This window comes from Eubacterium callanderi, assembly GCF_900142645.1.
GTDB classification, from domain to species: domain Bacteria; phylum Bacillota; class Clostridia; order Eubacteriales; family Eubacteriaceae; genus Eubacterium; species Eubacterium callanderi.
This window is the reverse complement of the sequence record NZ_FRBP01000014.1, coordinates 54,544-76,207: the sequence shown is the minus strand read 5'-3', so window position 1 is coordinate 76,207 and position 21,664 is coordinate 54,544. Positions and strand designations below refer to the sequence as shown.

At 51.0% G+C, this 21,664-nt stretch carries 21 protein-coding genes; 15 read left to right on the top strand and 6 right to left on the bottom strand.

Annotated elements, in window-relative coordinates:
• Window positions 1-49: 49 nt before the first annotated feature.
• The 5 genes from BUC22_RS17725 (at window position 50) to BUC22_RS17705 (ending at window position 5,182) form a co-directional block, all read left to right on the top strand.
• The gene (locus BUC22_RS17725; RefSeq protein WP_073383298.1) at window positions 50-1,492 is read left to right on the top strand and encodes an alpha-amylase; all 1,443 of its coding nucleotides are present in this window, start codon (window positions 50-52) and stop codon (window positions 1,490-1,492) included.
• 179 nt (window positions 1,493-1,671) lie between these two features.
• Window positions 1,672-2,481, top strand: coding sequence for a ZIP family metal transporter (locus BUC22_RS17720; RefSeq protein ID WP_013382573.1), 810 nt, complete (start codon window positions 1,672-1,674; stop codon window positions 2,479-2,481).
• 16 nt (window positions 2,482-2,497) lie between these two features.
• Window positions 2,498-3,325 carry a deoxyribonuclease IV gene (locus BUC22_RS17715; protein ID WP_013382572.1) on the top strand — a complete coding sequence of 276 codons (828 nt, stop codon included), beginning with the start codon at window positions 2,498-2,500 and terminating at the stop codon, window positions 3,323-3,325.
• Window positions 3,326-3,478: 153 nt separating this feature from the next.
• Entirely contained in the window at window positions 3,479-4,429 is a 951-nt protein-coding gene (locus tag BUC22_RS17710; RefSeq protein ID WP_013382571.1) for a cation diffusion facilitator family transporter, read from the top strand.
• 93 nt (window positions 4,430-4,522) lie between these two features.
• Entirely contained in the window at window positions 4,523-5,182 is a 660-nt protein-coding gene (locus tag BUC22_RS17705) for an alpha/beta fold hydrolase (protein WP_013382570.1), read from the top strand.
• Window positions 5,183-5,208: 26 nt separating this feature from the next.
• On the opposite strand, the gene BUC22_RS17700 is transcribed toward BUC22_RS17705, so the two are convergent.
• On the bottom strand, window positions 5,209-5,721 hold the full coding sequence (locus BUC22_RS17700; protein WP_013382569.1) for an ECF transporter S component: 513 nt from the start codon (window positions 5,719-5,721) through the stop codon (window positions 5,209-5,211).
• A gap of 140 nt (window positions 5,722-5,861) precedes the next feature.
• Between BUC22_RS17700 and BUC22_RS17695 the strand changes: the two genes are divergently transcribed.
• Window positions 5,862-6,809, top strand: a complete 948-nt coding sequence (locus tag BUC22_RS17695) for an ROK family protein (RefSeq protein ID WP_013382568.1) — start codon at window positions 5,862-5,864, stop codon at window positions 6,807-6,809.
• A 158-nt stretch (window positions 6,810-6,967) separates the two neighbouring features.
• Entirely contained in the window at window positions 6,968-7,132 is a 165-nt protein-coding gene (gene rd, locus BUC22_RS17690) for a rubredoxin (protein ID WP_013382567.1), read from the top strand.
• A 79-nt stretch (window positions 7,133-7,211) separates the two neighbouring features.
• Here rd and BUC22_RS17685 read toward each other — a convergent pair whose 3' ends face one another.
• Both BUC22_RS17685 and BUC22_RS17680 read right to left on the bottom strand, forming a co-directional pair.
• Entirely contained in the window at window positions 7,212-7,670 is a 459-nt protein-coding gene (locus tag BUC22_RS17685; protein ID WP_050814086.1) for a MerR family transcriptional regulator, read from the bottom strand.
• A gap of 1,204 nt (window positions 7,671-8,874) precedes the next feature.
• Window positions 8,875-9,579 carry a DUF554 domain-containing protein gene (locus tag BUC22_RS17680; protein WP_013382562.1) on the bottom strand — a complete coding sequence of 235 codons (705 nt, stop codon included), beginning with the start codon at window positions 9,577-9,579 and terminating at the stop codon, window positions 8,875-8,877.
• A gap of 150 nt (window positions 9,580-9,729) precedes the next feature.
• Here BUC22_RS17680 and BUC22_RS17675 point away from each other — a divergent pair, with 150 nt between their 5' ends.
• From BUC22_RS17675 to BUC22_RS17665, 3 genes are all read left to right on the top strand, one after another.
• Window positions 9,730-11,277 (top strand): Ppx/GppA phosphatase family protein, encoded by a 1,548-nt coding sequence (locus tag BUC22_RS17675; protein WP_227162945.1) that lies wholly within the window; start codon window positions 9,730-9,732, stop codon window positions 11,275-11,277.
• Complete coding sequence (locus BUC22_RS17670; RefSeq protein WP_013382560.1) at window positions 11,274-13,391, top strand: RNA degradosome polyphosphate kinase; 2,118 nt, start codon at window positions 11,274-11,276, stop codon at window positions 13,389-13,391. Before BUC22_RS17675 ends, BUC22_RS17670 begins: the two co-directional genes overlap by 4 nt.
• Before the next feature lie 184 nt (window positions 13,392-13,575).
• Window positions 13,576-15,105, top strand: coding sequence for a Ppx/GppA phosphatase family protein (locus tag BUC22_RS17665; protein ID WP_013382558.1), 1,530 nt, complete (start codon window positions 13,576-13,578; stop codon window positions 15,103-15,105).
• 137 nt (window positions 15,106-15,242) lie between these two features.
• Here BUC22_RS17665 and BUC22_RS17660 read toward each other — a convergent pair whose 3' ends face one another.
• The gene (locus tag BUC22_RS17660; protein ID WP_013382557.1) at window positions 15,243-16,193 is read right to left on the bottom strand and encodes an alpha/beta fold hydrolase; all 951 of its coding nucleotides are present in this window, start codon (window positions 16,191-16,193) and stop codon (window positions 15,243-15,245) included.
• A 131-nt stretch (window positions 16,194-16,324) separates the two neighbouring features.
• On the opposite strand from BUC22_RS17660, the gene BUC22_RS17655 reads away from it, so the two are divergent.
• From BUC22_RS17655 to BUC22_RS17635, 4 genes are all read left to right on the top strand, one after another.
• Window positions 16,325-16,804, top strand: coding sequence for a YbhB/YbcL family Raf kinase inhibitor-like protein (locus BUC22_RS17655; RefSeq protein ID WP_013382555.1), 480 nt, complete (start codon window positions 16,325-16,327; stop codon window positions 16,802-16,804).
• Window positions 16,805-17,242: 438 nt separating this feature from the next.
• A complete protein-coding gene (locus BUC22_RS17650; RefSeq protein ID WP_013382553.1) occupies window positions 17,243-17,647 on the top strand; it encodes a hypothetical protein in 405 nt (134 codons plus the stop codon).
• Between the two features lie 285 nt (window positions 17,648-17,932).
• Window positions 17,933-18,880, top strand: coding sequence for a glycosyltransferase family 2 protein (locus tag BUC22_RS17640; RefSeq protein WP_013382551.1), 948 nt, complete (start codon window positions 17,933-17,935; stop codon window positions 18,878-18,880).
• 459 nt (window positions 18,881-19,339) lie between these two features.
• A complete protein-coding gene (locus BUC22_RS17635) occupies window positions 19,340-20,146 on the top strand; it encodes a metallophosphoesterase (RefSeq protein WP_013382548.1) in 807 nt (268 codons plus the stop codon).
• A 48-nt stretch (window positions 20,147-20,194) separates the two neighbouring features.
• Here the strand turns inward: BUC22_RS17635 and BUC22_RS22225 are convergent, their stop codons facing one another.
• Complete coding sequence (locus tag BUC22_RS22225) at window positions 20,195-20,356, bottom strand: hypothetical protein (RefSeq protein ID WP_013382547.1); 162 nt, start codon at window positions 20,354-20,356, stop codon at window positions 20,195-20,197.
• Between the two features lie 3 nt (window positions 20,357-20,359).
• Window positions 20,360-20,893, bottom strand: a complete 534-nt coding sequence (locus BUC22_RS17630; protein ID WP_013382546.1) for a ferredoxin domain-containing protein — start codon at window positions 20,891-20,893, stop codon at window positions 20,360-20,362.
• Between the two features lie 145 nt (window positions 20,894-21,038).
• Between BUC22_RS17630 and BUC22_RS17625 the strand changes: the two genes are divergently transcribed.
• Window positions 21,039-21,650, top strand: a complete 612-nt coding sequence (locus tag BUC22_RS17625) for a GyrI-like domain-containing protein (RefSeq protein ID WP_013382545.1) — start codon at window positions 21,039-21,041, stop codon at window positions 21,648-21,650.
• Window positions 21,651-21,664 lie beyond the last annotated feature (14 nt).

The window sequence follows — 21,664 nt, the reverse complement described above, 5'->3', positions numbered from 1 at the left end:
GTAATGCTTTAATTAACGCTTATTCTAAAACAGAAAGAGTTGATTTTTTATGAATGGAACGATGATGCAGTATTTTGAATGGTACCTGCCTGAGGACCAGTCCCTGTGGCGGCAGGTGGCAGAGGATGCCAGTCATCTTAAAGCGCTCGGGATCACGGCGGTGTGGCTGCCTCCGGCCTACAAGGGCGCGGCAGGTAAAAGCGATGTGGGCTACGCGCCCTATGACCTTTATGATCTGGGTGAATTTGATCAGAAAGGCAGCGTCGCCACAAAATACGGAACAGTCAGTGAATATTGCGAAGCCATCAGCGCCCTTCAGGATAACGGAATCGAGGTTTACGCGGATATTGTGCTGGATCACCGTCTGGGCGCGGACCGGACGGAAAATGTCTACGCCTGCAAGGAAAATGACGAAAACCGGAATGAGCAGATTGAGCCTATCCGCCCCATTAAGGCGTGGACGCAGTTTGACTTTCCAGGCCGGGGCGATACCTATTCGGATTTTAAATGGAACTGGACGCATTTTGCGGGCATTGACTGGGATGAGAAGAAAGAGGACAGCGCGGTTTTCCAGTTTCAGGGCAAGCGCTGGGCCAGTGACGTGGACCGTGAAAATGGCAATTTTGACTATCTGATGGGCGCGGACGTGGATTTAAACAACCGCGAGGTGGTTGAGGAATTGATCCGCTGGGGCAGATGGTACCTGGATAAAACCCGGGTCAACGGTTTCCGTATGGACGCGGTCAAGCACATTGATTTTAATTTTTTTAATGAGTGGCTGGACGCAGTCAGGCGTGACTGGGACCAGGAGCTGTTTGCCGTGGGCGAATACTGGTCTGGCGATCTGGAGGATCTCAAGCGCTATATGGAGACCACGGGCCGGACCATGTGCCTGTTTGATGTGCCGCTCCACTATCATTTTTTTGACGCCTCGAACAGCGGTGACGGCTATGATATGCGGCAGCTGTTAAGCAATACCCTGACAGCCCATGACCCCACAGGGTCGGTCACCTTTGTGGATAACCACGACACGCAGCCCGGCCAGTCGCTGGAATCCTGGGTACAGCCCTGGTTTAAGCCGCTGGCCTACGCTTTTATTTTGCTGCGGGCCGACGGCTATCCCTGCGTTTTTTACGGCGATTATTATGGTATTCCCGCCCAGAACATCGAGCCCATGCAGGCGCTTTTGGACAAGCTGCTCTGTGCCCGGCGCGAATCGGCCTACGGCGCCCAGAGGGATTATTTTGACGATTTCCATATCATCGGATGGGTGCGCGAAGGTGACCCGGCAGAGCCGGAATCCGGTCTGGCAGTACTGATGACAAACGGCGACGGCGGCTCAAAGCAGATGTATATGGGACATCAGTTTGCCGGAAAGGATTTTTATGACATCACGGGCAATGTGGAGGGCACGGTCACTGTCAACGAAAACGGCGACGGCGTTTTTCACGTGGCGCCCGGTTCGGTATCGGTCTGGGTCAGGACAAGGTAAATTTAAAAAACGCTGCATTGGCAGGCAACGCTGTTGTTGCCTGCCGTTTTTGTTTTTTTGCAGTGCTATTTAAAGCAAATGGGGTATAAATGATTAAAATGCTTTGAAATGGTGTGTGGGATGTGTTATGATTTAGTAAATTATAATGACTATAAACAATAGAAAGACAGGAGGAGAAAATGGAAGTTTTAAACAATATCCCTCCGGTGGGCCAGGCTCTGGTCGCCGGGCTTTTTACCTGGGGCCTCACGGCTCTGGGCGCTGCGATGGTCTTTTTCTTTAAAGAGATTAATAAAAAGGTATTAAACGCCATGCTGGGCTTTGCCGCTGGCGTTATGATCGCGGCCAGCTTCTGGTCGCTTCTGGCGCCGTCCATTGAGATGGCGGAGGGTGGTCCGGTACCGCCGTATGTGCCGGCTGTGGTCGGATTTTTGGGCGGCGGCGCGTTTTTATGGTGTGTGGATAAGCTTTTGCCGCATATCCATCAGGGAACAGGCCATGAGGAGGGGATTCATACCTCGTGGCAGCGCAGTGTGCTGCTGGTTCTGGCCATCACCTTCCACAATATCCCAGAAGGGCTGGCGGTCGGGGTCGCCTTTGGCGGGCTGGCCACAGGCAATGAGTACATGACGCTGGCCGGCGCCATCTCGCTGGCTCTGGGGATCGGGCTTCAGAACTTTCCTGAAGGCGCCGCGGTCTCCATTCCGCTCCGGCGTGAGAATATGAGCCGGGTCAAATCGTTTATGTACGGCCAGGCTTCTGGGCTGGTAGAACCGATCTCGGCGGTCATCGGTGCGGCGGCGGTTGTCTTTATCAACCCGATTCTGCCTTACGCGCTGGCTTTTGCCGCCGGTGCCATGATCTATGTTGTGGCAGAAGAGCTGATTCCGGAATCACAGCTCGGCCATGACGGCGAGGGCGATATCGCCACCATTGGTGTGATGGTCGGCTTTGCGGTCATGATGCTCATGGACGTAGCGCTGGGCTGAGAAAGGACGGACAAATATGATTAACATAGGACCACATATTTCCATTGCCAAGGGTTTTACCGCCGCCGGAAAGGACGCGGTATCCATTGGGGCAAATACCTTCCAGTTCTTTACCAGAAATCCAAGGGGCGGCAACGCCAAGGCCATTGATCCCAAGGATGCGGATGGTCTGCGTCAGATCATGGAGGACCATGATTTCGGGCCGCTGCTGGCCCACGCGCCCTATACGCTCAACATGGCATCTGCCACAGAGGCGACTCGGGATTTCGCGGAGCGGGCGTTCCGTGAGGATCTGGAGCGGCTGGATCAGCTGCCCTGCCATCTTTACAATTTTCATCCCGGCAGCCATGTCGGCCAGGGACCGGAAAAAGGCATTGAGCTGATTTTGGATATCCTTAACCGCAATATGAAGCCAGACCAGAAAACCATCGTACTCCTGGAAGCCATGTCGGGTAAAGGCAGTGAGGTCGGCCGGGATTTTGAACAGCTGCGTGCCATCATTGACGGCGTCCGGCTCAAGGATAAGATCGGCGTCTGTATTGACACCTGCCACATTTATTCAGCAGGGTACGATATCGTGAATGACCTGGACGGCGTCATCGCTGAGTTTGACCGGATCGTAGGGCTTCCTTACCTCAGAGCCATGCATCTGAACGACAGCCTGACGCCCTTTAACAGCCATAAAGACCGCCATGAAAAAATCGGCTTTGGCAGCATTGGAGTGGATACCTTTATCGCCATTGTGAAGCACCCGCTGCTCCGGGATAAGCCCTTTTTTCTCGAAACACCCCAGGAAAAGTTTGCCGATTATGCCAAAGAGATTGAACTGCTCCAGAATGTATAAAGCTTAAAAAAGTCCTGAAGTACAAAACCCTGTATTTCAGGTCTTTTCTTGCCTTAAATTTAAAACACCCTTGACGCAGATCTGTTTTTTATTTATACTGGAAGTGTGTAATATAGAATGAATCTAGATTAGTTAAGGGGTATTAACTTTGTCATGCAAATGAAAGAAGGGTTATCTGTGAAAAATATTGAAGAAGTAGAGTACAGCGAGAGCAGCAATAAAAAGATCGCCATGCGTGTGTCCATCATATCCATTTTTGTCAATATCGCCCTGTCGGTTTTTAAGTTTATCGCCGGGGTTTTAGCTAATTCCGGAGCGATGATTTCCGATGCGGTGCATTCGGCGTCGGATGTGCTCAGCACCTTTGTGGTCATCATCGGGGTCAATATCTCAGGCCAGAAGGCCGACCACGAGCATCAGTACGGGCACGACCGGCTGGAGTGCGTGGCGGCCATTCTGCTGGCGGTCATCCTGTTTGCCACTGGCGTGGGGATCGGTTGGACCGGGATTGAAAAGATCATGGACGCCGAGAGTCATTCTCTGGAAATTCCAGGGATACTGGCGCTGGTAGCGGCTGTGGTCTCCATTGGAGTCAAGGAATGGATGTACTGGTTCACCCGCGCTGCGGCCAACAAGATCAATTCCAGCGCGCTGAAGGCTGACGCCTGGCACCACCGCTCCGACGCCCTGTCCTCCATCGGCAGCCTGATCGGGATCGCCGGCGCGCGCATGGGTCTGCCGATTCTGGACCCCATCGCGGCTGTGGTCATTGCGCTGCTGGTCATTAAGGCCGCCTATGACATTGGCAAGGACAGCATCAGCAAAATGCTGGACAGCTCCATCGATGAGAAAACCGAAAAGGAAATCCGTGAGCTGACCATGAAGCAGTCAGGCGTCAAGCGGATCGACGACCTCAAATCCCGGACCTTCGCGTCTAAATTTTATGTGGATCTGGAAATCGCTGTGGACGGTGAGATGAAGCTGGTCGAAGCCCACGCCATCGCCGAAAATGTGCACGACGTGCTGGAGGCCGCCTACCCGGCCCTTAAGCACTGCATGATCCATGTCAATCCCTACGGGCAGGAAAAAACAGAAGATGAATAGCAAAAGCGCCTGATTTCCTTAAAAAAGGAACAGGCGCTTTTCTTTTACCCTGGAATCGGATAAAATAGGGGATAAAATGACCGGAGGTAGAAAATGAAACAGCAAGTTGGGGCGATTGAGCTCTGTTATGAAAAAAAGGGAGAGGGGCAGCCCCTGATCCTGATCCACGGAAACGGCGAGGATCACACGATTTTTGACGCGATCATGGAGCCACTGAGCGCGGATTTCACGGTCTACGCCTTGGATTCCAGAGGCCACGGGGACAGCACGCCGGTGGATACCTTTGACTACAGCGAAATGGCTGAGGATGTCCGCGGCTTTATCAAAGCCCTGGGGCTTGAGCGGCCAGCGGTTTACGGTTTCAGCGACGGAGGGATCATCGGGCTGATGCTGGCATACAAATACCCGGAGCTGCTCTCTGCGCTGGTGGTCAGCGGCGCCAATACCACGCCGGACGGGCTGAAGGAAATCTGGCTGGACAAGTTCCGCCGGGCCTACGAACGCACCGGAAAAGACAGCATTAAAATGATGCTGGAGCAGCCCAATATTTCCAAGGCAGACCTGGCCAGTATCCGTATCCCGGTTCTGGTGACCGCTGGAAGCGACGACATGATCGAGGACGACCATACCCGTTATATCGCCGATTCCATTCCAGACAGCAGTCTTGAGATTTATGAGGGCGAAACCCACGAAAGCTATGTGGAGCACCACCCGAAAATGGCTGCGGTGATCCGAGACTTTCTGCTGAAATAAAAAAATCCCCCGGTTGGGGGATTTTTTTATTCCTGTGTAAATTTGCCTTTCAGCGCTTTCTCAAAGGCCAGATACAGAAGCGCAGCGATGACCACATTGACGGTGGAAGCGATGAGCAGCGGTACCAGCATGGGGATGACAAAGCCCATGACAGAGGGCGAAATACCCAGGATCACAGCCAGGACGCCGGACAGGAAGGTCATGACGACGCCATTGATCAGAATGGCGGCGACTGAAGCGACGACCAGGTTGGTTTTTTTGTTGATCCAGGCGTAGGCGTAGCAGGCGCCGGCCATACAGGCAGCTACCAGAATGTGCATTGGCAGGCCCATAGGGAAGCCGGACAGGGCAGCAGAGAAAAGGTGTCCTACCGCACCGATCAGCGCGCCGATGGGGCCGCCGAGCATGAGCGCGCCAAAATAGGCTGGCAGGGCGTCCAATGCGACGCTGCCAAATATTTTAACAAGGGAGCCTAAATAGGATAAGGCGATCAGCAGCGCGGTAAAAACAAGGGTTTTCGTATTCAATTGATTCTTCATGAAGTCCTCCGGTTGCATTAAGATAAATGAATTGCGAAAGTAATTATATCGCAGAAACCGCGGAATGTAAAGCATGATGAACTTAGGGGTATAAAATGTTATAATAAGATTGAAAATTAAGAACGGAGGAGCAGCAGAGCATGAATATCGGAATAGATGTCGGCGGTACCAATCTGGTCGCCGGGCTGATCGGAGACAGCGGCGAGGTGTTTTTCAAGAAAAAACAGCCGACCAGGGCAAGGGAGGGCTATGAGACTGTCCTTGGACGAATTGAAGACCTGGTGGAGCAGGTGATGGCGGAGATGAGAGGACAGTCCCCTGAAAGCGTGGGCATTGGCGTGCCTGGTATCGTCTCAGCGGACGGGAAAACCGTGGTGTCCTGCCCGAACCTTTTCTGGGAAAATAAGCCTTTAAAACGCGATTTAGAGGGAAAAATTCACTGCCCGGTTTACCTTGCCAACGACGCCACCGTGGCTGGCCTCGCGGAAAACCGTTTTGGCAGCAGCCAGGGCTGCCGGGATGCCGTTATGTTTACTCTGGGGACTGGCGTGGGCGGCAGTGTGATCGTGGGCGGCCGGGTCGTAAACGGCGTGCACGGCGTGGCCTCAGAGTTTGGGCACATGATCGTAGGCGACGGGCTTTACCGCTGCAACTGCGGTAAAATGGGCTGTCTGGAGACTTATTCCTCAGCTACGGCTGTGATCTGGCTGGCCAAAAAACGCATTGAGGAGGGCTGTGAAACGGAAATTCTGTCTATGGCCGGAGGCGATCTGGAGGCGGTCAACGCTGAGATGGTGATCAATGCGGCCAAAAACGGCGACGCGGTGGGCCTCGAATGCTTTAAGTCGATGGCAGACCATCTGGCCATTGCGATTTCAAACCTTGTGGACGTTCTGGACCCTGAGATCTGCGTTCTGGGCGGCGGAGTAGCCCATGCGGGCACTTTTCTGCTGGAGGCGGTACAGAAGTCCACGGCGGAAAGGATCACCTATAAGAGCCTGGTGAAGCCTGAGATCGTTCTGGCGACGCTTGAGAATGACGCGGGCCTGGTGGGAGCGTCCTGCATTAAGGAATACCTGTACGATTAAGAAAACTTCCTGCATTTAAAGAAAGTGCTTGCAAAATTCTTTGTATTTTATTATGATAGGGTAAGTGAATTTAAAATTTTCCTTCTTATTAATATAATAATTGGTTAAGAATGTTAACGGATTGTTAAAGTAAGAGGGACCGTCAAGGAGGCACGATCATGCAGAAGTATGAATGTGAAATTTGTGAGTATGTCTATGATCCGGAGGAAGGTGATCCGGAAAACGGCGTTGCTCCGGGTACCCCGTTCGAAAATCTGCCGGATGGCTGGTTTTGTCCCACCTGTGGTGTGGATAAGGACGCGTTTAAACCTGTGGCAAAGTAGATACGAAGAATGCAGGAAAAGAAAAAGGGCTCTGTTTGGAGAGCCCGATAATCCAAATATCGATTACTAATTTTGCCGGTTATCCGGCATTTTTTATTTTTTTGGCTGCCGCAGGCTCAGGAGCTTCGGCCTTTTCCTCTTTATCGGTTTCGTTTTCGCGCTTCCGCGCCTCGTAGATGGCGCAGGCCTCGTCGTAAAACTGGATGCGGTGCTCAACCATCTCCAGGTTTTTTTCCAGCTCTTCGATCTTTTTAAGCAGGCGGACCCGGTGGTCGATAAAAATCTGCCGCCTTGTCTCAAGGGTGGAGGTGCCTTCCAAAAACAGATCAATGTATTCTTTTATTTCCTTCAGCGGCATGCCAGTATCCTTCAGACAGCAGATTGTCGACAGCCATTCCAGGTCGGCGTCGGTAAACTGGCGGATGCCGCTCTCGCTGCGCTCCACAAAGGGGAGCAGGCCTTCCTTGTCATAATAGCGGAGGGTATAGATGCTGAGTCCGGTCTTTTCAGATACTTCCTTGATCGTGTAGATGTTCATAGACGCCTCTCCTTTCCATAAAACAGCTGTTTTCTCTCTATAGGTATACCCCAAAAAGGAATCAAAGTCAATCATTTCCGGCAAAAAAAGCTAGAGTAGACTCTATTGTTTTCGTTTAAAAAAATGTCCTTTCGGAAATACAATCTGAATTCTTAAAAAATTCTTAGATAGAAAAGAATCATTCTAAATTAAAGTCTTGAAATATTGTTTGGGAATTAGAACATTGGAAAGCACTGTATTTAGGTAATGTAAACGACCTGTCAGGATTTGGTTAAATTCACCACAACTTGTGAGGGTTTCGCGGGAAATCTAAAATAAAAATAAAACCGCAAAAAGGTATTGACCTAGAGTATGCTCTAGGGTCTAGAATTATAACCAAGTTAAGGGAAACACCCAAGACAAACAGGAAAGAAGGTCATAACAATGATGTACTACAATCCAAGAAGAGCGGCACTGCTGGAACTTAAAAAAGTTGTAGAAGAATCAAAATGATCCGTATCTGGTAACTTGTTAGATTGATATAAAAAATAAAAATTGAAGAAAGAGGTAAAAACAATGATGTACTATAATCCAATGAAATCATTACTAGAAAAATTAGAACGCGGAGCAAAAGCTTCCAAGTAAATAGAATAAAAAATACAGTAAACAAAAAAGGAGGTAACGAAGATGATGTACTACAACCCAATCCGTAAATTATTAGAAAAAGCATCCAGATAATAAAGATAAACCGGCGAACGATTCGCTTTATATAAAATAAACTGACCAGGAAAGAGGTAAACACCATGATGTATTACAATCCAATCCGTAAATTATTAGAAGAAATTGAATTAGCAGAAAAATCCGCTAAATAATTGACAGACGGTTTAATAACGAAATCTTGAAAAGAAAAGGGAGGTACTTAAAATGATGTACTACAATCCATTAAGAAAATTATACTCAGAATTAGAAGAATCAGCTGAATAACAGCGGCTGTTCCTTCAAATGACATTAGGAGGTAAGCATAATGTTTGTATTTGGTAAAGAAAATAAACACAGTGTCGGCGCTCCCTGCGGGTTCTGCTGCGACACTGACAGAAAATAAAGTAGTTGTGAAAACTCAGGAGAAGTCCTTAAAGCGACTCCTCATCCCTCATATAAATATATCTAAAAAGCAAAGCGGACAGGCAATCCCCCTTATTTGACCTGTCCGTTTTGCTTTTTTATTTTATAAAGAAAATCCGAAGCAGCTCATGAGCCAGAGCAGCAAAATGGGTATAAAGATAGCAGGGATCAAATTGCCGAGACGGAGTGATTTGATCTCCAGCAGGTTGATGCCAATACCCATGATGAGCACGCCGCCGACAGCGTTCATCTCTGTGATCATCGGATCAGTTAAAAAGACCTTGATTGTGCCTGCGGCCAGCGTGATGGCGCCCTGATAAAGAAGCACGGGCACAGCGGCAAAGAGAACGCCGACACCCATCGTGGAAGCAAAGATAATGGCAAAAATGCCGTCCAGCAGCGCTTTGGTCACCAGAATGGTGTAGGTGCCGGAAATCCCGCCTTCAATGGCGCCCATGATCGCCATTGAACCTGTACAGTACAGAAGAGAAGCGGTGACAAAGCCCTGAGCAAAGCTGCTGTTCTCGCCGCCCTCAAATTTCCGTTCAAGACGTCCGCCAAGGCTGTTAAGGTGCCCCTCAATATTTAAAGCTTCGCCGATCACAGCCCCGAGAGCCAGTGAAATCAGAACGATGAGAAAATTCTGCGTCTGGACGCCCATGGAAATCCCCAGCATCATGATGCCAAGGCTGAGCCCGTGGGTGATGGTGGTGCTGATGCGTTCAGGCAGCCCCTTTCTGAAAATAAGTCCTAAAAAACCGCCCACTAAGATGGCGGCGACATTGATGATGGTACCGAGCACAGACATGCCCTCCTTTACGAGAATGCTTTAAAGCGTTTGTTCCATCAATTCTATCATAACCGGCGGAGCGAAAAAAGAAATTTTTTCAAAGATTTAACATTCGAAAAAGCTTCTTATGCTATAATATTAAATAAAAACGAAAGAGGTGAAACCTCCTTGATTAAACGATTTGCAGCGATTTATATCGGTTCCAGCAAATGTGAGCTGGTGGTAGGCCAGCGCGGCAAAGGAACCATTAATATCCTGGACCGTGCCGTCTATCCCATTGACTTTGGCGAGCAGAGCTTTGCCAGCGGGAAGATATCCTTCAGCTCGGTCTACGCCCTGTGCCGGATTATCGGCGAATATATTGAGATCGCCAGAGCTTCGGCTGTCGAAGAGATTGAAATCGTAGCCACCGCCGCGCTGCGCGAGGCAGAAAACCGGATTTATCTGCTGGAGCAGATAAGAACTTACACTGGCGGCTACCGGGTACACCTGCTGGAAAAGGAAGACGAGATTGAGCTGATCTACCGCTATATGCTGCTCAAATGCGAAGATTTCCTGACCGAGGAACGGGTGCAGGAGGAGACAATGCTCTGCTCCATTTCCAGCGGAAACATCGCCCTCGCTCTGATGAACGGCGGCCTCATCGACTATTACCAGACCCTTGAGATGGGGTATCTGAAGATCCGCGAGGTTCTGCGCGCCATCGAGGAGGAAACCGAAAACTTTGAAAACCTCCTCTCGGATTTTTTCGCCATCAATCTCCATACTGTGACAGATAATATCCACAAGCGGAAGATCGAAAATCTGGTGGTCACCTCCCACGACGCCGAGATCATTGCCCGTTTCTGCGGCATGGAAGCCGGGAGCGATTATTACAGGATCAGCCGGGAGCGCTTTGTGGAGCTGCACGGAAGCCTCAAGGGCCTGACCTCCGGACAGCTTCAGAGGAAATACCCTGAGCTTAACCTGTTTGAGGCGGAGACCATGCGGCACACCCTGATGTTTTATCTGAAGCTGCTGGACGATACCAAAATGGATGAAATCGTCCTGGTACAGCTGAGCCTCTGCGATGCGCTGGTGGATTTCAAGTTCAACCTGACCAAGGACCAGCGCCTGCGGGAGTGGATTGAGGAGAGCAGCTACAGCTCGGCCCGGATGCTTGGGAAAAAATACCACGTGGACGGCAAGCACGCCGAGACAGTTGAAAAGCTGGCGCTCAAGCTTTTTGATTTTCTGAAAAAGCGTTACCAGCTGGATAAAAATGAGCGCCGCCTGCTTAGGCTCACCGCCCAGCTTCTGGATGTGGGGCGTTATGTGGGCGGGCAGAACAGCAAGCCCATGAACCGTATGATCATTGAGAATGCGGACATTATCGGGGTGAGCGCAAAGGAACGCCTCATCATCGGGACAGTGGCGGACTGTGTCCGGACCATCCCCTTTGACGAGTCCCTGCTGGACAAATCCATGACGGCTGAGGAACAGCTGGCAGTGTCCTGCCTCACCGCTATTTTAAAGCTGGCCACAGCCCTGGATAAAAGCCACAAGCAGAAGATTAGCAAAATACAGTGCCGGATCGAGGAACGGGAATTCATTATCACTGCGGTTACCAGCAAAAACGTACAGCTGGAGAGCTATTTCTTTAGTACCAGCAAGCTGGCCATGCGAAAGGTCTTTGGCCTGAAGCCGGTGTTAAAAATCAAGAGGGAAAAAATATGAAAGAAAATTTATACATTAACCGAGAGCGAAGCTGGCTGGATTTTAATTACCGGGTACTGGAGGAGGCCTATGACAAGACCAATATGATCATGGACCGGCTGAAATTTCTGGCGATCACAGCCTCCAACCTGGATGAGTTTTTTATGGTGCGTATCGCCGGCCTCATGGATCAGGTAAATGTCGGCTATAACAAGAAAGGACTGGACGGCAAAACGCCCACTGAGCAGCTGGCAGAGATCAACACCATCACCCAGGAGATGATGAAAAGGCAGTACAACTGCCTGCTGAAATCTCTGGTACCTGAGCTGAACCAGAATCATATCTTTTTTGTGGAGTATGACGAGCTGACCCCCGAGGAACGGGAATATGCGGACGACTATTTTCTGGAAACCTGTTACCCGGTGCTCACGCCCCAGGCCATTGACAACAGCCGCCCATTCCCGCTGGTCAAGAACAACCAGGTATACCTCTGCGTCCAGCTTCTGGACACCCAGGAAGACAAAAAGAAAAAGAAGAAGGACAGCAAAGAGGATGAGGAATACATGGCGATCCTGGAAATCCCCAAGGTGCTGGACCGGATCATCGCCCTGCCGAGGGCAGACCGTGAGGCGCCCTTTCGCTATATCTTCATCGAGAACATCATTATCCACCACGCCGGACAGCTTTTTACCGGCTATGACGTCAAGCATGTCTCCGAGTTCCGTATCACCCGAAACGGGGACCTCGCCATTGACGAGGATGAGGCCGAGGATCTGCTGATCGAGATTGAAAAATCCATCCAGCAGCGCAAATGGGGCGCCTGTATCAAGCTGGAAATCACAAAGGCCATGAGCAAAAAAGCCAAGCGGAAGCTCATCGAGGAGCTGGAAATCTCAGAAGCGGATGTCTATGAGCTCAAGGGACAGCTGGATTTGACCTGCTTTATGAAATTCCAGGGGCGGCCGGAATTTGACGAGCTGCGCGAGCCTATCTACAAGCCGCTGCCGTCCAGAGATTTTTACGAGCAGGAGGATATCTTTGAGGTGATCCGCGAGAAGGACCGGCTGCTGCACCACCCTTACCAGTCTTTTGACACCGTGGTCGATTTTGTGAGAAAGGCCGCTGCGGACCCGGATGTGCTGGCCATCAAGCAGACCCTTTACCGCGTGAGCGGGGACTCGCCCATCATCGCGGCCCTCATCGAGGCTGCCCAGAACGGCAAGCAGGTCACCGTGCTGGTTGAGCTGAAGGCCCGTTTCGACGAGGCCAATAACATCGTCTGGGCGAAGAAGCTGGAGCGCGCGGGCTGCCATGTGATCTACGGCCTGGTGGGGCTCAAGATCCACTGCAAAATGATTCTGGTGGTGCGCAAGGAGGAGGATGGTATCCGCCGCTACGTGCATCTGGGCACTGGCAATTACAATGACGTGACCGCCCGGCTCTACACCGACATCGGGATGTTTACCGCCAAGGAGAGCTACGGCTCGGATGTCTCCACTCTGTTTAACGTGCTGTCCGGCTACAGCCATTACACGCTCTGGAAAAAGCTGGAGGTAGCGCCCACCACCATGCGTGAAGCCTTTAACCGCCACATTGACAGAGAGATCGAGAACGTGAAGCTGGGCGTGCGCGGCCGGATTATCGCCAAAATGAACTCGCTGATTGATGACCAGATTGTGGAAAAGCTGTACGAGGCCTCCCAGGCCGGCGTCGAGATACGCCTCGTGGTCCGGGGCATGTGCTCCCTGATCCCGGGCATACCGGGCGTGAGTGAAAACATCACGGTCCACAGCATTGTGGGCACCTTCCTGGAACACAGCCGTATCTACTATTTTTATAATCAGGGCAAGGAGGATATTTATCTTTCCAGCGCAGACTGGATGCAGCGGAACCTGAACCGTCGTATCGAGACCCTGTTTCCCGTGGAGGACCCGGACTTAAAGGCCGAGCTGAAGCATATACTGGACATCACGCTGCGCGATACCATCAAAACCCGTGTGATGACCGAGACCGGCGAGTATATCCGAGTTGACAAGCGGGGCAAGGAACTGTTAAGCTGTCAGCAGTACTTCTGCGAGGAGGCCGAACAGCAGTTTGAGGAAGCGAAGCGCAGATTGCGTCTGAAGGCAGAGTAGCGGCGCTTTAAAATTTTGATATAAAGAGTTAAGTAGAGAAAGGGGGAGAATGGAGAATGAAGAATTGAGAATGGAGAATTAAAGGATCAAACCGGCTTTGCCGGTTTGATTTAAATCAAATTTGCTTTGCAAATTTGTTCTTTTAATTCTCCATTCTGCATTCTCAATTCTCCATTGCTTTACTATGGATAAAAGTATTGGAGTCATTGATATTGGCTCAAACAGTGTGCATCTGGTGGTGGGGGAATACCACAACAACGAATATTTTCACATCATTGACGATGTCAAGGTAAACGTGCGCCTGTGCGAGGGGCTGTCTGAAACCGGCTGCCTGCGGGAGGACCGCATGGCGCTGGGGGAACAGACCCTCATGATGTTTAAAAACATGTGTGATACCTACAGGCTGGACAAGGTGATCGCCGTCGCCACAGCGGCAGTGCGCAAGGCGAAGAACGGCCAGGTTTTTGTCGACCTGATCCGGAAAACAACCGGCATTGAGATTGAGATTATACCGGGTGAGACCGAGGCCGCCATGGATTATTTAGGCGCTGTGAACACCATCGACATCCGCGACGCGCTGCTCATGGATATCGGCGGCGGCAGCGTCGAGTTTGTTCTCATCCGTGACCGCAAAATGGCAGACGCGGTGAGCCTGCCCTTTGGCTCCATTGACCTGACGGAAAAATTTGAGCTGGAGGATGTGGCCACGCCGGGCAGGCTTAAGAGCCTCCACGCCTTTTTAGAGGACGCTTTTTCTAAGGTCGATCTGTTTGAAAAGGCCAGAGGACTGCCAGTGCTGGGCGTGGGCGGCACCATTCGGAATATCGGGCGTATCCATCGCCGGGTGGTCGACTATCCTCTGGAAATCGCCCATAATTACCGTATGTGCGAGGACGAGGTCGCCAGAATCTGTCATATGACCGCGAAGATGAACCTGGAGGAACGCAAAAATCTCAAGGGGCTGTCCAAGGGCCGGACCGATATTTTTGTGGGCGCCAGCCAGGCGGTTTATAAGGTCATGCAGACCATTTTCTCACCGGAGCTGATCATCTCAGACGCCGGTCTGCGGGATGGCCTGATTTTCAAGCATTTCGGCAATGGACCAGAGGATCTTGTCCATAACATTTTTGACAATTCTCTTGTCAACACCATGCTCAACTACGATGTCAACATTCCCCATGCTTACCACGTGTACGGGCTGTCCGTAAAGCTGTTTGAACAGCTTGCGCCGCTGCACGGCATTAAAGAGGATGTGAGCCGGATGATGAAGACCAGCGCTATGCTTCACGATGTGGGCATCAAAATCCAGTACAGCAACCACCACGAGCACAGCTTTTACCTGATTCTGAACTCCGGACTTGAGGGGCTGCTGCAAAAGGAACTGCTCATGAGCGCTTTTATTGCCCTGAACCACCGGACCAACAAAAAGGTCAAGGTCGAGGCAGAATACATGACGCTGCTGTGCGAGGAGGATAAGCGCCTCATCGACAAGCTCAGTCTTTTCCTCCAGATCGCCGAGTATCTGGACCGCAGCATGGACGGCATCGTGAAGGACATTGACTGTAACATTAAGGACGATGTGGTTGAGATGATGGTGCTGACCACCACCCACTCCGTATTTGCGGATATGATTATCAGCGAATGCGGCAAAAAATTCAAGCGTGTGCTGGGCCGTGAGCTCGCCATTAAGAACAAGGTCATTGCGCCAGTGTAGGCTGGCTGTGATGCAGGATACAAAAAATGCCGAAAAGTCGGATGTTTTGACTTTTCGGCATTTTTTGTATCATAAGACACTTCCTTAGGTAAAAGGCTCCGTCCTTCGGTTTTTTTGTATGTGAGATCAGCGTTTGTTTAATTTTTAAGGATGGCGGACATGGCCTCTTTAAAGGCCTTGGGATCGTCGAACATGGGGGTGTGGCCCGCATTTTTGATCCGGAATTCTTTTTTGGCCGGGGCCGTGAGGCGTTTCAGGTATTTCTGTGCCTCGCTGGCTGGGGTGGTCATATCACGGTCGCCGGAGATGAAGTAGACGGGCACCTTGTAGTCATGGCTGTAGTCGTAAAGGGTGAAATTGCTCACAGAAACCAGCAGCGCAGCGTTGAGCTTATTGCTCTGGAACAGTCCGAGAACATCCGATGGCTTAAAAATAGGGCTTTTGAGGGCGGATTTAATGATCGCCCCGGTTTTGCCATCCGGAAAGTATTTCTGCTTCAGGGCGTTGATCTTGGTCATTTTGCGGAGCATGACCTCATCAAAGGGACGCTCTGGGTATGGGCCAATATGGCGGAGCTTTTGGATGTCACGGCTGTTGCCGGAGCGGATCACTGCGCGCTTAAGCGCGTCATAACCAGCCTGCTCGTTTTCGACCACGTCCACCAGCTGGCCCACGCCGATATAGGCCGCCACATTTTCAGGATGCTCCAGGGCATAGAGCGCCCCCAGCACCGTTCCCCAGGAATGTCCGAGGATAAAGAGCCTGTCCTTTTGATAATGCGCCTTCAGCGTTTCGACGGTCTCGTGCAGGTCACTCATGAGATTTTGAAGATCAGGGGACGCGCCGGGATTGCGCATAAAGGTCTTGCCGGTTCCGCGCTGGTCGTAGTAGACTACAGTGCACAGGTCGGCGAAAATTTCCTCCATCACATAGGCGAAATAAGCCTCGGAGGAGCCAGGCCCGCCGTGGATAAAGAGCAGGACAGGCAGCTCGGGCGCGGCCGTGTAGTGAAGGGTATACTCCTCAATGCCGCCGACAGCAATGTATTCTTCAGTGAAATTATCGGGTATGGGTGGTTTCTTTTTCATGATGGCCTCCTTTGGATTATTATTAGTGTACCCCAGAAGTGGAGGAAAGAAAAGGGGCTTCAGGTTTATAAAAGAAAATAAAAAGTAAAACAGCGTATAATGGGGTCAGTAAGATGATTGGAGGATTACTGATGGAAGCATTAAAATTGAGCAGCAGAGATTTTGAGGCAGGGGGGTGGATTTCCAGGAAAAATTCGGCCAGAGGTGAAAACCGTTCACCAGCTCTGACACTGGAAGGAATCGCCCCAGAGGCCAGGTCACTGGCCATCACGATGGACGACGCTTCCCACCCCTTATTTAAAAATTATAACCACTGGGTTATCTGGAACCTGCCCGTGCAGGCAGAGATTCCGGGCAGTATACCGCCGGGTAAAATCGTGGACAGCCTGGACGGCGCGGTGCAGGGCATGGCCTATGGAAGACATGCCTACAAAGGTCCGAAACCGCCGTTTAAAGCCGTTCATACCTATACCTTTACCGCTTACGTGCTGGACTGTGAGATCAGTCTTCCGCCAGAAAGCCACCGGGCAGAGCTGCTCGAGGTAATGGCAGGGCATGTGCTGCAGAGAGCGACCCTGTCAGGAAAATTCCAGAGCAGGCGCACGGAGTAGATGAGGTTTGCAGGGAGATTTTGAGGATTGAACAAAATTTAGGATTTTAAATAAAGAGATTGCGCAAAAGGCAAAAGCAGTTTATAATAAAGGGTAGAAAACTGAATAAAAAATGCGGCATCCGGAAAAGTGTTCGCACCACTAATCCGGCTTGCGCAAGGTGTAGACCCACCGTACACAACGGCCTCAGGAGGCACGTACCGCATTACTTATTATAGATGATTTGGGTTCCAAAAACAAGGGATTCGTTTAACTATTTAAGTAGGCTTTTGTTTGTGTTAGCATTTTTAAGAAGAAGAATCTTTTTAGCTGTGTATGGGGGATGTCTGCCCTGCACAGCTTTTTTATTTGGACTTTCTCAGGACAGCGGGGAGGCAGGCCTTTTCCGCTGTCTGCTTATTCACGGAAACGGAATATAAGAATGGGAGGTGCAGGAAAATGAAAAAAGAATGCTCCCTGGGGTTTTCCCAGAAGGGGAAGAAATACTATGCAAAGGGAAGCTTTTTTGACGAGGATAAAACCTTTGACGGCAGGCTGATGCGCGTTGAGCGCCATGTGGCCCGTGATCCCCGTGCGCCAGACTCTAAACGGCTTTACAGCTTTCATACCTTTGTGATCCAAAAGGGCGCAAAAATCCGGACCTATGTCTTTAAAGGTGTGAAGGAGATCGATTTGACCGGTTATTTTAAGGAAGGTGACCGGGTACGGCACCATTACGGCCATGAGATTCCGGAAAAGTATGATAAATCCGGCGATTCAGAGGTGGTGTGTATTGTGTGCGGCGAGCGGGCCAGCTGCCGGCGGAGCATCTGCCCTTACTGCGGCAGTGTTTTGTTGAAATAGACAGTACAATGAATGCGGAAAAGTCTTATTTTTGGACTTTTCCGTATTTTTTTGCCATTAAACTTCTTCCTTTCAAACTACTTATAATTATCCAGCGTTATGCACAATCAGAATACCAGGTTTTCCAGTCCGCTGTTCTTCTGGTTTATTTTTATCACTATGAGAACAATTCTGATGTATTGGCCGAACCTGTAAAATTTCAAAGTTTTGTCAGAAAAATTAAAGCCAATTCCCGTCCTGGTCATGTTATAATGAATGAAAAGTAACTTGGAAAGGAAGAATGTTATGGACTTAATCACCATTGTGGTTCCCTGTTATAATGAGGAAGCAGTGCTTCCAGCCTTTTATGAGGCTGTCTGTGAGGTGGCCGCATCCTTTAAGAAGTCCGAAGCCTTCGAGTTTCTGTTTGTGGACGATGGCTCCGCTGACAGCACCCTTGCCGTGATCCAGAGGTTTGCAGAACGTGACCGCCGTGTGCGGTACCTGTCTTTCTCGCGCAATTTCGGTAAAGAGGCTGCCATCTATGCAGGCCTCAAGCACGCCAGAGGCGGGCTGGTCGCTTTGATGGACGCCGATCTGCAGGACCCGCCAGACTATCTGAAGCGGATGTACGACGCCATTACCGAGGAGGGCTATGACTGTGCGGCAGCCCGGCGGGTAAGCCGCAGGGGCGAGCCCAGAATCCGCTCCTTTCTGGCCAGACGGTTTTATCGGATCATGCGCCGGATATCCAATGCCGACATTGTGGACGGCGCCCGGGATTACCGGATGATGACCCGGCAGGTAGTCGAGGCGATCCTCAGCGTGACCGAGTACAACCGTTTCTCAAAGGGCATTTTTGGCTGGGTGGGCTTTAAGACCAAGTGGCTGGAGTACGAAAACATCAAACGTGCGGCCGGGGAGACCAAGTGGTCGGTCTGGAAACTGTTCAAATACTCGATGGAGGGCATCACCGCCTTTTCCGTCGCGCCGCTGGCGCTGGCCTCCTTCGGCGGTATTGCCCTCTGCGGCGTGGCGGTTATCGCCATTTTATTTATCATCGTCCGTCAGCTGCTCTACGGCGGTTCTGCCTTTGGGTGGCCCTCCATGGCCTGTATCGTGATTTTTATCGGCGGCATTCAACTGCTGTGCGTTGGGATTCTCGGCCAGTATCTGGCCAAAACCTACCTGGAGGTCAAGGAGCGCCCGGTTTATATTGTCAGAGAAGCGTCGGAGGAGGAAGAGCAGGGGTAAGGGCGACGAAGCGCTGTCTTTTATCCAGACAGGAAAAGAATCCAGACGCTGAGGTGACGGTCCGATATCGAGGCTTTTGTCTGGAACAGCCGGGTAGGGATGATCTGCTTTTTTTAATTTAGTAAAGGTGGTTTCGGATTGTTACTTTTGCCGCAGGATATCTTTTCCCGCTTAGGTAAAAGATGGCGCTTCTTCGGCTGTGCAGGCCGCTCGGCACGATTTCTGGCTGTTATTTACAGCGCCTGGACCTTTTTTCTTATCTGGATAAAGGTGCAGTCTCGGGCGGCAGCGCTGCTTTGACAGCACACAAAGGCCCTTATTTTGAATAATTTAAGCATCATCCGTTACAATAAGCCTCACACAGCATACAGAAAATGCCGAAAGGTCTTACGGCGGACTTTTCGGCATTGTTTGTACCTTACCTCTAAGAAATGATGACCTGAAAGGACTGGAAAACAGATGAAAAAAACAATTATGACTGCGTTTGGAGGGCTCGGGCTGCTGGCGGCTTACAGTATCCTTGTGGAACCGAACCGTCTGGCGGTTAAAAAATATGAGATGGGCACCGGGCAGAAAAGACTGCGGGTCGTCCAGCTCACGGATATTCATATTGGTCCCTTTTATCCCAGGCGCAAGGTTGCCCGCCTGGTGCGTAAGGTAAACAGGCTCTCGCCCGACGTGGTGGTGTTCACCGGAGACCTGTACGACCGCTTTATCCGTTATCGGCGGGAGGACGCAGCAAAGCCGCTGGCAGAGCTTGAAGCCAGCCTGGGAAAATTTGCGGTCTGGGGCAATCACGACTGCACCAAAATGGCAAGATGGTATGCGCCGGTTTTGGAGCGGGCGGGATTTATCCTGCTGGAAAACGAGGCGGTCATCCTCCCTGCTGGAGAAGGCAGGACCCTCGCCATTGGCGGCACCGATGATCTGCTCTATGGAGAACCCGATATAAAGCAGACCGTTCGGGGGACAGCAGGCAGCGATTATCAGATCATTCTCATGCACGAACCCGACGGTGCGGACCGCCTGCAGGGAACCGGTGTGAATCTGATTCTCTCCGGCCACACCCACGGCGGGCAGATCCGCCTGCCGCTGCTGCCCACTGTGACGACAGATCTCGGAAAGAAATATATCCGCGGATTTTACACCATCGACCCTGAAAACAGCACAGAGCTGTACGTTAACAAAGGGATCGGCTGTACCCAGATTCCAGCCCGCCTTGGCGCTGTGCCCGAGATCGCGGTTTTTGATATTAAAATGGTGTAGCCATGAAAAAAGGACAGCCCGTCCGACGGATGAGCTGTCCTGTTGCTTTCACGGTTTTTGTTTAGCGTTTAAATAAAAGCTCAGTGCGACACAGATAACCATGATAACGGTCGCGACGATCAAGGGTAATGTCGCTTTGAAATAAAGGCTTGCCAGCATGAGGAGCAGGCAAACCATCTGCATTATACGAATAATGGCCCCAGCGTTCATGCTCTATCCCCGGTCAAAATAAGGTGATTTTCCTTTGGCGGAAAGCGGAATCCCAAGCACCATGGTTATTTTTTTATCCAAATATCCCAGAGAAATGGCCGCCTTACCCACAGAAAACATGATACGGTTGTCCACATGGGCCGCCGATGCCACGCCCACAGCAGAACCCAGAGCAATGCCAAGATCCATGGGATCAAAGGCGCAGAGACCGTTTTCACGGGCGCACTCAGCACAGTTCTGGTGATTGCAGTACTGGCAGGCTTCGTTCAGGCCCCGCTGGGAAATGCTTGTGCCGACGAGCACCACGGCGGTGCTGTTTCGCACATTTTCAGCATCGCGGATAAAAAACGCGAGATCCTGCTCACGGCCAAGGCGGTCCATTTCGGCGGCCAGCGCCTCTTTTTCATCGCCGGTCAGGTAACAGGAATCAATGTGGTCAACGCCCCGGGCCTTTGGCGCTGTGCGGGCAGCCACACACATGCTCTGGGCGATGTGCAAAATACCGGATGTCTCAGCATCCTGAGAATGACAAATCATTTTAAAAGCCTCCTTCTTATGACAATGCTTTTTTAAATTATAGCACAAAGCCCTGTAAGAAACCAAAAATACATTAAAAAAGCTTGACCTTCCCCTGCGCGGGAGAGGTTATTCTAAGGATAAAAAGAAACAGGAGGATACTCAGATGACAGTTTCCAAGATGGATTATAAAAAAGAATACAAGGATTTATACATGCCAGGAAAGAAGCCTGGCAGAGTCACGGTGCCGGAGATTGCTTTTGTTATGGCAGATGGCGCCGGCGCTCCAGAAAGTGCCTGCTATCAGAATGCGCTCAGCGCGCTGTACGCCATCAGCTTTGGCATCAAGATGAAAAAAATGTCAGGCGATCTGCCAGAGGGTTATTTTGAATATGTTGTGCCGCCTCTGGAAGGCCTTTGGTGGGGTGTTTCGGACAATCGTGATGACTGGCAATGGACGTCCATGATACGCCAGCCCGAATTTGTAACGCCTGCGCTGTACGAAGCAGTGCTTTTGGAAAGCAGGGAGAAAAAGCCAGAGATTGATTTTGAGGGGGTCCGGTTCCAGACCTTTGATGAGGGCGACTGCGTCCAGATCATGCATGTCGGCCCATACGCGGACGAGGGCCGATCCTTTGATGAGCTGGCCGCCTTTATGGAAGCCGAGGGCCTGTCCCGCCGCCCGGGCTGGGAGGAGAAGCACCATGAAATCTATCTCTCCGACCCACGCCGGGCAAAGCCAGAGCGCCTGAAAACCGTCCTGCGCATCCCGGTATGATTTTATGCACTTAT